Origin of the sequence: Agrobacterium leguminum, from assembly GCF_015704895.1 — a bacterium.
In the GTDB taxonomy this organism is placed as follows: Bacteria; Pseudomonadota; Alphaproteobacteria; order Rhizobiales; family Rhizobiaceae; genus Agrobacterium; species Agrobacterium leguminum.
In genome coordinates this window covers 276093-289041 of record NZ_JADQWB010000002.1, presented here as the reverse complement: position 1 = coordinate 289041, position 12949 = coordinate 276093, and the positions used below count along the sequence as shown (strand labels likewise).

12 protein-coding genes are annotated in these 12949 nt (G+C 61.3%); 7 read left to right on the top strand and 5 right to left on the bottom strand.

The genetic code is table 11. The features are described from left to right. Nucleotides 1–31 precede the first annotated feature (31 nt). Both metK and trmB read left to right on the top strand, forming a co-directional pair. Entirely contained in the window at nt 32–1294 is a 1263-nt protein-coding gene (gene metK, locus I3J13_RS04300) for a methionine adenosyltransferase (protein WP_003520054.1), read from the top strand. 171 nt (nt 1295–1465) lie between these two features. Next, nucleotides 1466–2164 carry a tRNA (guanosine(46)-N7)-methyltransferase TrmB gene (gene trmB, locus I3J13_RS04295; RefSeq protein WP_196378089.1) on the top strand — a complete coding sequence of 233 codons (699 nt, stop codon included), beginning with the start codon at nt 1466–1468 and terminating at the stop codon, nt 2162–2164. A gap of 12 nt (nt 2165–2176) precedes the next feature. Here the strand turns inward: trmB and I3J13_RS04290 are convergent, their stop codons facing one another. Both I3J13_RS04290 and I3J13_RS04285 read right to left on the bottom strand, forming a co-directional pair. Further along, nucleotides 2177–3076, bottom strand: a complete 900-nt coding sequence (locus I3J13_RS04290; RefSeq protein WP_196378088.1) for a ribokinase — start codon at nt 3074–3076, stop codon at nt 2177–2179. A 53-nt stretch (nt 3077–3129) separates the two neighbouring features. Further along, nucleotides 3130–4323, bottom strand: a complete 1194-nt coding sequence (locus tag I3J13_RS04285; RefSeq protein ID WP_031234343.1) for a DNA recombination protein RmuC — start codon at nt 4321–4323, stop codon at nt 3130–3132. Nucleotides 4324–4471: 148 nt separating this feature from the next. On the opposite strand from I3J13_RS04285, the gene def reads away from it, so the two are divergent. From def to truA, 3 genes are read left to right on the top strand one after another with little or no spacing between them, the layout of a single operon-like run. Next, nucleotides 4472–4984, top strand: a complete 513-nt coding sequence (gene def / locus I3J13_RS04280; RefSeq protein WP_003503724.1) for a peptide deformylase — start codon at nt 4472–4474, stop codon at nt 4982–4984. A gap of 45 nt (nt 4985–5029) precedes the next feature. Further along, the gene (fmt, locus tag I3J13_RS04275) at nt 5030–5965 is read left to right on the top strand and encodes a methionyl-tRNA formyltransferase (RefSeq protein ID WP_196378087.1); all 936 of its coding nucleotides are present in this window, start codon (nt 5030–5032) and stop codon (nt 5963–5965) included. Continuing rightward, the gene (gene truA / locus I3J13_RS04270) at nt 5965–6768 is read left to right on the top strand and encodes a tRNA pseudouridine(38-40) synthase TruA (RefSeq protein ID WP_080852738.1); all 804 of its coding nucleotides are present in this window, start codon (nt 5965–5967) and stop codon (nt 6766–6768) included. Before fmt ends, truA begins: the two co-directional genes overlap by 1 nt. Before the next feature lie 22 nt (nt 6769–6790). On the opposite strand, the gene I3J13_RS04265 is transcribed toward truA, so the two are convergent. From I3J13_RS04265 to dapD, 3 genes are read right to left on the bottom strand one after another with little or no spacing between them, the layout of a single operon-like run. Continuing rightward, entirely contained in the window at nt 6791–7387 is a 597-nt protein-coding gene (locus I3J13_RS04265; RefSeq protein ID WP_003520047.1) for a hypothetical protein, read from the bottom strand. Further along, the gene (gene dapE, locus I3J13_RS04260) at nt 7371–8567 is read right to left on the bottom strand and encodes a succinyl-diaminopimelate desuccinylase (RefSeq protein ID WP_196378086.1); all 1197 of its coding nucleotides are present in this window, start codon (nt 8565–8567) and stop codon (nt 7371–7373) included. Before dapE ends, I3J13_RS04265 begins: the two co-directional genes overlap by 17 nt. Before the next feature lie 15 nt (nt 8568–8582). Then, complete coding sequence (dapD, locus tag I3J13_RS04255; RefSeq protein ID WP_196378085.1) at nt 8583–9437, bottom strand: 2,3,4,5-tetrahydropyridine-2,6-dicarboxylate N-succinyltransferase; 855 nt, start codon at nt 9435–9437, stop codon at nt 8583–8585. Nucleotides 9438–9575: 138 nt separating this feature from the next. On the opposite strand from dapD, the gene I3J13_RS04250 reads away from it, so the two are divergent. After that, nucleotides 9576–10442 carry an LOG family protein gene (locus I3J13_RS04250; protein ID WP_031234344.1) on the top strand — a complete coding sequence of 289 codons (867 nt, stop codon included), beginning with the start codon at nt 9576–9578 and terminating at the stop codon, nt 10440–10442. Nucleotides 10443–10608: 166 nt separating this feature from the next. After that, on the top strand, nt 10609–12942 hold the full coding sequence (locus I3J13_RS04245; RefSeq protein WP_196378084.1) for a methyl-accepting chemotaxis protein: 2334 nt from the start codon (nt 10609–10611) through the stop codon (nt 12940–12942). Nucleotides 12943–12949 lie beyond the last annotated feature (7 nt).

Here is a 12949-nt window from a genome sequence, read left to right as displayed (position 1 = left end):
CTCCAAGACCGTTCTTTGAGGGGAATCCCGCATGCGTGCCAATTATCTGTTCACCAGCGAGTCCGTGGCCGAGGGTCATCCGGACAAGGTTTGTGATCGTATTTCCGATGAAATCGTGGATCTCATCTATCGTGAAGCGTCCAAGACGGGCGTTGACCCGTGGACCGTGCGCATCGCATGCGAAACGCTTGCGACGACCAACCGCGTGGTTATCGCCGGTGAGGTTCGGGTTCCCGATACGCTTCTGAAGAAGGACAAGGACGGCAAGGTCCTCAAGGACGCCGCTGGCCATCCGGTCATCAACCCCTCGAAGTTCAAGTCCGCCGCCCGCAAGGCGATCCGCGACATCGGCTACGAGCAGGATGGTTTCCACTGGAAGACCGCCAAGATCGACGTTCTCCTGCATCCGCAGTCGGCTGACATCGCGCAGGGCGTGGACAACGCCTCCGACAAGCAGGGCGACGAGGGCGCCGGCGACCAGGGCATCATGTTCGGTTACGCCTGCAAGGAAACGCCGGACCTCATGCCGGCTCCGATCTATTATTCCCACCGTATCCTGCAGCTGCTTGCCACCGCTCGTAAAAGCGGCGAAGGCGAAGCGGCAAAGCTCGGCCCCGACGCCAAGAGCCAGGTCACGGTTCGTTACGTTGACGGCAAGGCGGCGGAAGCTGTATCCATCGTTCTGTCCACGCAGCATCTCGATGCAAGCTGGGATTCGAAGAAGGTTCGCGCCGTTGTCGAGCCCTATATCCGCGAAGCTCTGGGCGACCTGAAGATCGCTGACGATTGCCAGTGGTATATCAACCCGACCGGCAAGTTCGTCATCGGCGGTCCCGATGGTGATGCCGGCCTGACGGGCCGCAAGATCATCGTCGACACCTATGGCGGCGCTGCGCCCCATGGCGGCGGTGCATTCTCCGGCAAGGACACGACCAAGGTCGACCGTTCCGCCGCCTATGCCGCCCGTTATCTCGCCAAGAACGTCGTGGCTGCCGGCCTTGCCGAGCGCTGCACCATTCAGATCTCCTATGCAATCGGCATCGCCCAGCCGCTGTCGATCTATGTCGATCTGCATGGTACCGGCAAGGTCAGCGAAGATCAGGTCGAGGCCGCGATCCGCAAGGTCATGGACCTTTCGCCGTCGGGCATTCGCCGTCATCTCGATCTCAACAAGCCGATCTACGCCAAGACGTCCTCCTACGGCCATTTCGGCCGCAAGGCCGGTCGTGACGGCTCCTTCTCCTGGGAGAAGCTCGATCTGGTGAAGCCGCTCAAGGAAGCTTTGAGCGCTTGAAGCATTTCCAGTAAAATTGCGTAGCGGTTTTACGTCCGGAAAATGCGTCAACCAGATATCGCGCTTGTTATTTGACGGCGATTGAGAGATACCGTCACCAACTTTTGTAACCCGCACAGTGCCTCATCTGGCGCTGTGCGGGTTAAGTCTATTTGTTCTTGAGAGTATGAGATGACGGAAGAACGGCGTTCGCGCGCGACGGAAGCGTTTTTTGGCAGACGCAAGGGCAAGCCCCTGCGCAATCAGCAGGTCGATACAATCGAGAACCTGCTGCCTTTGCTGAAAATCGATCTGGAAAGCGCCCCGCCGCAAAATCTCGCCGCTCTTTTTCCCGCGGATGTGCGGTTTATCCGTCTGGAGATCGGTTTCGGCGGCGGCGAGCATCTCGCCCACCGCGCGGTTGAAAACCCGGAGACGGGTTTCATCGGCGTGGAACCCTTCGTCAATTCCATGGCCAAGCTGCTCGCCGCCGTGCGCGAACGCGAGTTGATGAATATCCGCCTTTACGACGATGATGCGACGCAATTGCTGGACTGGCTGCCTGAGGGATCGATCGATCATATCGACCTTCTCTATCCTGACCCGTGGCCGAAGAAGAAGCACTGGAAGCGTCGTTTCGTTTCAGACGTCAACCTTGCCCGCTTCCATCGCGTGCTGAAACCCGGCGGAAAGTTCTGCTTCGCTTCCGATATCGATACCTACGTCAACTGGACGCTACAGCATTGCGCCCGCCATGGCGGCTTCGAATGGACAGCGACGAGCGCTGATGACTGGCGCACGCCCTACGCCAACTGGCCGGGCACGCGTTACGAGAACAAGGCGAAAAGAGAAGGCCGCAGCTCGGCCTATCTCACCTTCATTCGTCGTTGAGCGACTGATCCCTCAGAGTGCCGCATCCACTTCCGCTGCCAGCGGAATGGAAGGCTGGGCGCCGGCGCGGGTGCAGGCGAGCGAACCTGCCACGGCGGCGCGCTTCAGCGCCCTTTCGAAATCCATACCCTGATCGAGGCTGGCGGCGAGATAACCGCAGAAGGTATCGCCGGCACCGACCGTATCGACCGGTTCGATCTTGAGGCCGGAAGCCCGGAAAACCTTGCCGTTGCGCATGGCGATCACACCATCGGCACCAAGCGTCACGATCAATGTCTGGCCGGTCCTGTCATGCAGGGCTTTCAGTTCGTTTTCCCGCTCAGAACCGGAAAGTCCGTTCTTTCCGATCAACAATTCGAACTCGGTTTCGTTGGCGATGACGATATCGGCAAGGCCCGCAAGGCGCGGCCCATCGGCAGTCAGTGGCGCAGTATTGATGACGGTGGTGACGCGCTTTGCCTTCGCAGCCGTCAGCGCCGCTTCGATAGCGGGCGCGGGTATCTCGAACTGCAGCATCAAAATATCGCCCGCCGACATTTCCGACAGGGCTTTTGCGGCGTCGGATGCGGAGACTTCACCATTGGCGGCGGGAATGACCGAGATCATGTTTTCCCCGCCTTCGCCGATAAGGATCACTGCGGTTCCGGTAGGGCCGGGCGTGGTCTTCACCAGTGAGAGGTCGGTGCCGGCGTCGCGCAGCAATGTCAGCGCCGGCGCGGCAAAGGTGTCATCGCCCGCGGCCCCTGCCATCTTGACCGTGGCGCCCGCACGCCGTGCGGCCAACGCCTGGTTGGCTCCCTTGCCGCCGGCGGCCGTGGAGAAGGTCTCGCCCGTCACGGTTTCACCGGGCTTTGGCAGGCGTTTGGCGGTGGCGACGAGGTCCATGTTGATGGAGCCGAAAACAGTAATCATGGAGGGCGTATCCGTATAGAATTCAAGCAAGGCGGCGACTTTGCCCGAGCGGATCACTCGTCGTCAACCACCCGCAACTTTGCCGTTCCCGCCCTGTTCTCGGCAAAGCGTCGAGCCTGCTCGATTTCCCCATGCGAAGTCTCTTTTTCCGTCGGTGAAAAATCGAGACCCTCGATTTTCTGGCCGCGCGCCAGCACCTTGTCGGAGGAGATCAGCATCATGTCGATATCTTTTTGGGCCAGTCCAAAATGGGCCTGCAGCTTGCGCGTCCGGTCGTCCAGCCGCCGCACATCGTCCATGAGCAATGCCACTTCACCCTGGATGAGATGCGCCTGCTCGCGCATGCGCTGATCCTTGAGCACGGACTGGATGACCTGTACCGACAGCATCAGAAGCGATGGCGAAACGATGACGACGCGGGCGCGGTGAGCGCGTTGCACCAGATATTCGAAATGCTGGTGGATATCGGCGAAGATCGATTCGGACGGCACGAAGATGAAGGCCGTATCCTGCGTCTCGCCGCGGATGAGGTATTTCTCGGCCACATCGCGAATATGCACTTCCATATCGCGGCGGAACTGCTGCACCGCGGCGCGTTTGGTTTCGGGCGTCTCGTCCGCCTTAATGGCGTTCCACGCCTCCAGCGGAAACTTGGCGTCGATGACGAGCGGCGGGGCATTGTTGGGCATCTTAATGGTGCAGTCAGGCCGATAACCGTTCGAAAGCGTCGGCTGCAACTGGAAGGCCCCGGCCGGAAGCGCATCGGCAATCAGCGTCTCCATGCGGGCCTGTCCGAAGGCGCCGCGTGTCTGCTTGTTGGAAAGGATGGCCTGCAGCCCGACTACATCCTTGGCCAGATCCTGAATATTGCCCTGCGCGGCGTCGATGACCGCGAGGCGCTCCTGCAGGCGGCTCAGATTCTCATGCGTCGACCGGGTCTGCTCCGTCAGTGTTTCGCCAAGGCGCTGCGACATGCCGTCGAGGCGCTGGTTCAGCGTCTGGCTCATCTCGGTCTGGCGGGTGCCGAGCGTTTCCGCCATGGCGGCGATGCGGCCATGCAGTTCGGACTGTGTTTTCAGGAGGTCGGAGATTTCGCCATCGGCACCCGCTTTTTTCGCGCGGCTCGCCGTCACCAGCCAGGTGGTGACCAGACCGAAAACCAGAGCCGCGAGCAGCGCGCCGAAGCTGATGTCGACGGAGCCGGCCCGTAACGCGGGATCGAGGAGAACGGAGAAATCTATGCTCATGATTAAATCTAGCAGGTTTCTTGTGATTCGGAAGATCAAAACAAGAACATTCCTGCGGCGGAAATGAGTCGGGCGGGGCGGATGCCGGAGGCGGTTTGAACCTCGTGTTTTTTATTTCCTCCGCGCAAGAGATACGTTATGGGAAGCCATGACCATCAAACCGCTTATCATTTTGCCCGATCCCGTGCTGCGCCAGCAATCGAAGCCCATCGAAAAGGTGGATGCCGAGGTGCTGCGTCTTGCCGACGACATGCTGGAAACCATGTACGATGCGCCGGGTATCGGCCTCGCCGCCATTCAGATCGGCGTGGCGCGCCGCATGCTGGTGATCGATGTTGCGCGTGAAGGCGAGGAAAAGACCCCGATCGTCTTCATCAATCCGGAAATCCTCAAGGTGTCGGACGATGTCTCGACCTATGAGGAGGGTTGCCTCTCCATCCCCGATTATTACGCCGAGGTGGAGCGTCCCGCGTCGCTCACGGTGCAATATGTTGGCCGTGACGGCAAGCAGCAGACGGTCGAGGCGGATGGCCTGCTCGCCACCTGCCTGCAGCATGAGATCGATCACCTGAACGGCGTTCTCTTCATCGACCATATTTCGCGGCTGAAGCGCGACATGGTCATCAAGAAATTCACGAAAGCGGCCCGCGCAAAGATCTGATCCGTCCTCTCTGGACCGGAATGGACGATAGGGCAGGGGGCGACGATGGCTCTTCGCATCATTTTTATGGGTACGCCGGAATTTTCCGTTCCCACCCTGCGTGCACTGGTGGAGGCCGGCCACGAGATCGTTGCGGTCTACACCCAGCCGCCGCGTCCCGGCGGCCGTCGTGGCCTCGATCTGCAGAAGTCCCCGGTGCATCAGGCCGCCGAATTGTTGGGCCTGCCTGTGCTGACGCCGGTGAACTTCAAGGCAGAGGAAGACCGCCAGCAGTTCCGGGATTTCAATGCCGATGTCGCGGTTGTGGTGGCTTATGGGCTGCTGCTGCCGGAAGCGATCCTCAGCGGCACGCGCCTTGGCTGTTATAACGGCCATGCCTCGCTGCTGCCGCGCTGGCGCGGCGCTGCCCCCATTCAGCGGGCCATCATGGCCGGCGATGCCGAGACCGGCATGATGGTCATGAAAATGGAAAAGGGGCTCGATACCGGCCCCGTCGCGCTGACCGCCAAGGTCGCGATCGATGAGAACATGACCGCCGGAGAATTGCATGACAGCCTGATGCTGGCCGGAGCGCGGCTGATGCGGCAGGCTATGGACGAGCTGGAATCCGGCGACCTGCCGCTTGTCACGCAGGCGGAAGAAGGCGTGCTCTATGCCGCGAAGATCGACAAGGGCGAGACCCGCATCGATTTTTCGAGGCCGGCGCAGGACGTGCATAATCACATTCGCGGCCTTTCGCCGTTTCCCGGCGCATGGCTGGAAATGGACATCGGCGGCAAGGCGGAACGCGTGAAGGTTCTGGCCTCCGAACTGGCAAGCGGCATGGGAGAAGCGGGCGCGGCGCTCGATGACGCCCTTACCATTGCCTGCGGCAGCGGCGCCGTGCGGCTCACCCGTCTGCAGAAGGCGGGCGGCAAGCCGATGTCGGCGGCAGATTTCGTGCGCGGCACACCGGTTCCGACCACAACGAGGCTCGGCTGATGCCACGTTTCCGCATGACCGTCGAATATGACGGCACGCCTTATTATGGCTGGCAGAGACAGGATAACGGCCCCTCGGTTCAGGGTGCGCTGGAGGCTGCGGTTCGCTCGTTGACGGGAGAGAGCGTCTCCATTCGCGGCGCCGGCCGCACCGATTCCGGCGTGCATGCCGTCGGGCAGGTCGTCCACGTCGATCTTTCCCGAGACTGGGAGCCCTACAAGCTTCGCAACGCCCTCAATGCGCATCTCGCCATGGCGGGCGAAGCCGTGGCCGTCCTCGATACCGCTTCCGTGACCGAGGATTTCGACGCCCGGTTTTCCGCCCTTCGTCGGCACTACCTTTACCGCATCATCTGCCGCAAGGCCCGGCTGGCGCTGGAGCACAAGCGGGCATGGTGGGTGTCGAAGGACATGGACCATGAGCGCATGCATGAAGCCGCCCAGATGCTTGTCGGCCGGCATGATTTCACGACCTTCCGCTCCGTGCATTGTCAGGCGAACAGCCCGGTGCGCACGCTCGACCGGCTGGATGTGACGCGCACCGGCGATCTCATCGAGATACGTGCGACCGCGCAGAGCTTCCTGCATAACCAGATCCGCTCTTTCGCCGGCACGCTGAAACTGGCGGGCGAAGGCACGATGACGCCCGAGGATGTGCGTGCCGCACTGGAGGCGCGGGATCGCAAGGCCTGCGGCCCGGTCGCGCCGCCGGACGGTCTCTATTTCATGCAGGTCGATTATCCCGACGTCATTCCGCCGCGTCGCAGGTACCCTGAAGCCGATATGGCTGAGGACGCGGACTGACCGCTAAAACCGAGGCAGGTTCTCAGGCCGGATAAACGCCGAGAAAACGCTGCAGCGCTTCCGACAGAAGCATGCCGGGCACCAGCAGCGTCATGACGATGGCCGAGACGAGCAGCGACTGGTCGCGGATGAAGAACCGCACGATCCGCGAGAAGGCGAAGACCAGCGACAGAAGCAGCGCCAGCCAGAGAATGGCGATCAGCCCCTGCAAGGGCGGCAGGAAGAATGCGATCAGGATCAGAACCGCATAGGCGTAGGAAAACGGCAGGGACAGCCAGTTCATGGTGGTGACGAGCGGCGCGAATTTTTCCCGTGCGCCGAAGGCAAACAGCAGCATGCCGATCAACAGCAGCGGCACGATCCAGCAGATGGCCTCAACCATTGCCAGACGGAAGAAGAAGATGAAGCCCGTTCCGGTGCCGGGCGGATAGCTGGCGAGGAAGGCGGCGCGCAGCCACAGCCAGGAAACCAGCATGGCCGGCAGGCACCAGAGGGCGGAATAGAAGGACCGCCACATGCCGCGCTCGGAGAGGTCCAGATAACGTGCGCCATTATGGTCGCCGAGCAGCAGAAGCCACAGACCCGTCAGATAGAGCCTTATTTCACTTGCCGTCGGCATGGGCGAACCAGCGTTCGATAAAGGTCTCGTAAATGCGCGTCAACGTCTCGAGATCCGCAACCGCCACACGCTCGTCGACCATATGCATGGTCTGCCCGACGAGGCCGAATTCCACCACCGGGCAATAATCCTTGATGAAACGCGCATCCGAGGTGCCGCCGGTGGTCGAAAGCTTGGGTTCCTTGCCGGTCACGGCTTCCACCGCGCCGGAAAGCGACGAGATGAGGGCATTGTTCCGGGTAAGAAAGACATGGGCCGGGCGGTCCGCCCAGACGATGTCGTACTTCACCGGTGCACGGTCGGGGCGAAGCTCGCCTTCTGCTGCGGCGGCATCGAGGCGGCGGATGATTTCCGCGCGCAGGCTCTCTGCAGTCCACGTATCGTTGAAACGGATGTTGAAGGAGGCTGTCGCCCGCGCCGGGATCACATTGGTGGCGGCATTGCCGGTATCGACTGTCGTTACTTCCAGATTGGAGGGCTGGAAATTGTCGGTGCCATGATCGAAGGGCGGATGCATCAGCGCATGGGTCAGTTGCAGCAAACCGCGAATGGGGTTGTCGGCGAGATGCGGATAGGCGGCATGTCCCTGCACGCCATGGACCGTGATGCGGCCGGAAAGCGATCCCCGGCGGCCGATCTTGATCATGTCGCCAAGCTGGTCGGGATTGGTCGGTTCGCCCACCACGCAGGCATCCCATGTCTCGCCCTTGGCGGCCGCCCATTCCAGCAGCTTGGAAGTGCCGTTGATCGACGGGCCTTCCTCATCGCCTGTAATCAGGAAGGAAACGGAGCCCTGCGGCTTGCCGTGTTTTTCGATATGGCGGGCAATGGCGGCAACGAAACAGGCGATGCCGCCCTTCATGTCCACTGCACCGCGACCGAACATTTCGCCGCCGGCGATTTCGGCCGCAAAGGGCGGATGGCTCCATGCGGCCTCATCGCCCACCGGAACGACATCCGTATGGCCCGCAAACATCAGATGCGGGCCCTCGGTGCCGAGCCGGGCATAAAGGTTCTCCACGTCAGGCGTTCCCGCCTCGCTCGCCACCATCCTGTCCGCCTGGAAACCAAGCGGCGAAAGCAGGGTGTCGAGCAGGGAAAGCGCGCCGCCTTCCGCAGGCGTCACCGAAGGGCAACGGATGAGGGCGGCGAGATTGGCAACGGGATCGGTCGTGGTCATGGCAGTCGCTTTATATCAGTCGCGCAGAAGCTCGTTGATGCCGGTCTTGGAGCGGGTCTTTTCATCGACGCGCTTGACGATGACGGCGCAATAGAGGCTCGGGCCCGGTTCGCCGTTCGGGAAAGGCTTGCCCGGCATGGTGCCGGCAACCACGACGGAATAGGGCGGCACTTCGCCATAGGTGATCTCGCCGGTGGCGCGGTCGACGATCTTGGTGGACTTGCCGATGAACACGCCCATGCCGAGAACCGCGCCTTCACGCACGATGCAGCCTTCGACGACTTCCGAACGGGCGCCGATGAAGCAATTGTCCTCGATGATGGTCGGGCCGGCCTGAAGCGGCTCCAGAACGCCGCCGATGCCGACGCCGCCGGAGAGGTGCACATTCTTGCCGATCTGCGCGCAGGAGCCGACAGTTGCCCAGGTGTCTACCATCGTGCCTTCATCGACATAGGCGCCGAGATTGACGAAGGAAGGCATCAGCACCACGTTCTTGGCGACATAGGCGGAGCGGCGCACGACGGCGTTAGGCACGGCACGGAAACCGGCGGCGCGGAACTGGTTTTCGCCCCAGTTTTCGAATTTCGACGGCACCTTGTCCCACCAGGTGGATTCGCCCGGTCCGCCGGTGACGATCTCCATGTCGTTCAGGCGGAAGGAGAGAAGCACGGCCTTTTTCAGCCACTGGTTCACCTTCCAGTTTCCGCCAGCCTGCTTTTCGGCCACGCGTGCCTTGCCGCTATCGAGAAGTTGAAGAGATGTGTCCACGGCGTCGCGAACCTCGCCCTTCGTCGATACGTTCACACCATCGCGGTTGTCGAAGGCGGTTTCGATGATGGTTTCGAGGGAGGTGAGATCCGTAAGGCTCATGGAAAATTCCTTAAAGTCGCGTGGTGTTCGTGGTCACGGATGGTCCCGCGCCGCTGGAAGGCTTTGGTCATTTGATCTAAGGGAGTGTTGGAAAGGCGTCAATGTGATTTGGGTGATTTGGCGCGTCAGACGAAAGGCATGGAAATGACACGACTGAAAAACGGCAAGTTGCGGCGCAAGGACGGGGTATGGGACCCGTTGAAGCGCAGTGCCGTGGACAAGCAGCAGGCCGAGGTCGTTCAAAAAACACCGCAGTCGGATTCCCCGTCCTATCGCCTCGCCTATGTGGACATGGATTTTCTCTGCCGCGAGGAATTGCGCCCCGTCAGGCTTCAATTGGAACTGCTGAAGACGGAAATGGCGCTGACCGAGCGCGGCATCAAATCCACCGTCGTCATGTTCGGCGGCGCCCGCATTCCCGAACCCGGCGGCGAAGCCTGGGCGGCGCGCAACGAGACGCAGAAGCGCAATCTGGAGCAATCTTCCGTCTATTACGACGAGGCGCGTAAATTCGCCCGTCTCTGCACCGACTATGCCGCGAAATCCGACCATCTCGAATATGTCGTGGTCACCGGCGGCGGTCCCGGTGTCATGGAAGCGGGCAATCGCGGCGCTGCCGATGCCGGCGGCCCGTCCATCGGCCTCAACATCGTCCTGCCGCACGAGCAGGCGCCGAACCCCTATGTGACGCCGGAGCTGAGCTTCAACTTCCACTATTTCGCCATTCGCAAGATGCATTTCCTGATGCGGGCGAAGGCGGTGGTGATCTTCCCCGGCGGTTTCGGCACGCTGGACGAATTGTTCGAGGCCCTGACGCTCATCCAGACGAAGCGCATGGAGCCCATTCCGCTCATCCTGTTCGGCGAGAAATTCTGGCGATCAGTGATCAATTTCGAATTCCTGGCGGATTTCGGCACCATCGCGCCTGAAGATATGAATCTTCTGCATTTCGCCGAAACGGCCGACGATGCATGGAAAATCATCTCGGCCCACTACGAACACTGATTATGCTTGGCGCGACGAAGTAATTTTAGGGCTTAATTAGCAATCTTCTTCTAATTTTGCCCCGTCGCGCTGCAGCGCACTGTCCCCTGCGGACGGGCCTCCATGACGGAGATTTATCATCCGTTGACGTCAGCCTTTTCGGGCGGGCGATTTGATCGAGGCCAAAATGTTCAATTTCCAAGTGAAGTCGCTTGCGACCAAGCTGATCCTCGTAACCGGCTGCGCCATCACCACGGTTCTCGTTGCATCGAATTCCTTCCTCATTTCCCAGACGAGTGAGCGCGTGCACGCGCTGACCATGGATCAGGCCAATACCGAAGCGCGCGCCATCGCCAACGTCATCGCCGCCGATGTCGGTGAACTCGGCAGCGCCGCGCGCTCCATGGCCGGCGTCATCGGCCGTGCGCATCAGGCGAAATCGATGGATCGCCCCGGCATCGTCAACATCCTCAAGGCCAATGTCGAGCAGAATGCCTTTGCTTTCGGAAGCTGGTTCTGCGAGCAGCTCGGTCTCTTTGACGGACAGAGCAAGGAGATTGCGGGCAGGCTCGATCTCGGCACCAATGAAAACGGCGCGTTTGCGCCCTATTGGTCGAAGACCCAGAAGGGCGACATCCAGTTCTCGACCTTCAAGAATGATTACGCGGCGGAATGGTATGCGCTTGCCTCCAAATCCGGCAAGGGCGCCATTACCCAGCCCTATCTCGCGGAAGGCACGGAAGTACCCACAACCATGACCTCGCTTGCCTATCCGGTCATGTCGGACGGCAAGATGATCGGTGTGGCGGGTGTGGATATCTCGTTGGCCTCGCTGTCGCAGAAGCTGCAGGCGCTGCATCCTTTCGAGACCGGCCGTGTAACGCTCGTTTCGCAGGGCGGCCAGTGGCTGGTGCCGCCGACGCCCGCGCAGAACATGAAAGCCTATGACGGAGACGGTGCGAGCACCGTTCAGGCGGCGATCACGTCAGGCAAGCAGGGCCTTATCGAAAATCTAGGCCTCGATACGGACGCGCCCTATAATCGTCTCGTTTATCCCTTCGCCGTTCCGGGTCTCAACGCGACCTGGGTGGTGCTGGTGGATATTCCCCATCAGGCCCTGAACGCACCGGTTCAGGAACAGACCTATATGATGATCATCGGCGCGATTGTCATTCTCGCCGCCGTCATCACCGCGCTTTATTTCGCCGTGCGCCATTTCGTCCGCAATCCGCTTGCCTCGCTGGTTTCCGACGTCAGGACGCTGAGCGACGGTCGCTACGATGTGCCGGTTTCCGGACAGGAGCGCCGGGATGAGACGGGTGCGGTGGCTATCGCGCTGGAAGGTTTCCGTGCAAAGCTTGCCGGCATCCGCGAGATGGAGGCCGAAGCCGAGGCCCAGCGTGGTCACGCGGAAACGGCGCGCCAGCGCTCGGAATCCGAGCGTACTGAAAACAGCCGCATGCAGCAGCACATTGTCGGCGTGCTGGGTGCTGGTCTCAATGCGCTTTCGCAGGGCAATCTCACCTACCGTATCGAGGACGAGTTCCCCGGCGAATATGCGAAGCTGCGCGAGGACTTCAACTCGGCGCTGGCGAGCCTCGAGGAAACCGTTTCCACCGTCAACGCAACCGTCGTCAGCATCGGCAACGGCACGGGCGAGATCACCCGCGCCGCCAGCGATCTTTCGCACCGCACGGAACAGCAGGCCGCAAGCCTGGAAGAAACCGCTGCCGCCCTCAATGAGCTGACCGCGCAGGTTAATTCCAGCGCGGAAAACGCCGCAGAGGCGGCCGGAGCCGTCAGCCATGCCTGCGACGATGCGGGTAAGTCGGGTGAGGTCGTGCAGCAGGCCGTAAACTCCATGGAAGGCATCGCGCAATCATCGGCCGAAATCTCGCGCATTATCGGGGTTATCGACGAGATCGCCTTCCAGACCAATCTTCTGGCGCTGAATGCGGGCGTGGAAGCCGCCCGCGCCGGTGATGCCGGCAAGGGCTTTGCCGTCGTCGCACAGGAAGTCCGCGAACTGGCGCAGCGGTCCGCCACCGCCGCCAAGGAGATCAAGGGTCTCATCAACACCTCGGCCATGCAGGTGGGCGAGGGCGTCCAGCTGGTCGGCAAGGCCGGTGAGACGATGAAAAAGATCGCCGATCAGGTTCTGCAGATCAACCAGCTGATACGGCAGATTTCCGCTTCCGCCAGCGAACAGGCGGTCGGCCTCAAGGAGATCAATTCCGCCGTCACGCAGATGGATCAGGTCACCCAGCAGAATGCGGCGATGGTGGAAGAAACCACGGCGGCCAGCGTGACGCTGAACAGCGAAGCCGAAACGCTGAAGTCGCTCGTTGCCGGTTTCTCCGTTTCCGGTGGCCATTCCAGCCAGCAACTGCGCGCCACGGCGGCGGCAATGCGCGCACCCGCCGCTCCGGCGCAGGCGTCGGGCCGCCCGGCCACGCCGCGCTCCCGTCCGAGAACCAGCGGTGCAAACGCTTTGGCGCAGGATGACTGGACGGAATTCTGACGCGCCA

Bases quoted from the DNA above. Each gene is read 5' to 3' on its own strand.
- metK (WP_003520054.1), top strand. From the start codon at position 32: ATGCGTGCCAATTATCTGTTCACCAGCGAGTCCGTGGCCGAGGGTCAT.
- trmB (WP_196378089.1), top strand. From the start codon at position 1,466: ATGACGGAAGAACGGCGTTCGCGCGCGACGGAAGCGTTTTTTGGCAGA.
- I3J13_RS04290 (WP_196378088.1), bottom strand. From the start codon at position 3,076: ATGATTACTGTTTTCGGCTCCATCAACATGGACCTCGTCGCCACCGCC.
- I3J13_RS04285 (WP_031234343.1), bottom strand. From the start codon at position 4,323: ATGAGCATAGATTTCTCCGTTCTCCTCGATCCCGCGTTACGGGCCGGC.
- def (WP_003503724.1), top strand. From the start codon at position 4,472: ATGACCATCAAACCGCTTATCATTTTGCCCGATCCCGTGCTGCGCCAG.
- fmt (WP_196378087.1), top strand. From the start codon at position 5,030: ATGGCTCTTCGCATCATTTTTATGGGTACGCCGGAATTTTCCGTTCCC.
- truA (WP_080852738.1), top strand. From the start codon at position 5,965: ATGCCACGTTTCCGCATGACCGTCGAATATGACGGCACGCCTTATTAT.
- I3J13_RS04265 (WP_003520047.1), bottom strand. From the start codon at position 7,387: ATGCCGACGGCAAGTGAAATAAGGCTCTATCTGACGGGTCTGTGGCTT.
- dapE (WP_196378086.1), bottom strand. From the start codon at position 8,567: ATGACCACGACCGATCCCGTTGCCAATCTCGCCGCCCTCATCCGTTGC.
- dapD (WP_196378085.1), bottom strand. From the start codon at position 9,437: ATGAGCCTTACGGATCTCACCTCCCTCGAAACCATCATCGAAACCGCC.
- I3J13_RS04250 (WP_031234344.1), top strand. From the start codon at position 9,576: ATGGAAATGACACGACTGAAAAACGGCAAGTTGCGGCGCAAGGACGGG.
- I3J13_RS04245 (WP_196378084.1), top strand. From the start codon at position 10,609: ATGTTCAATTTCCAAGTGAAGTCGCTTGCGACCAAGCTGATCCTCGTA.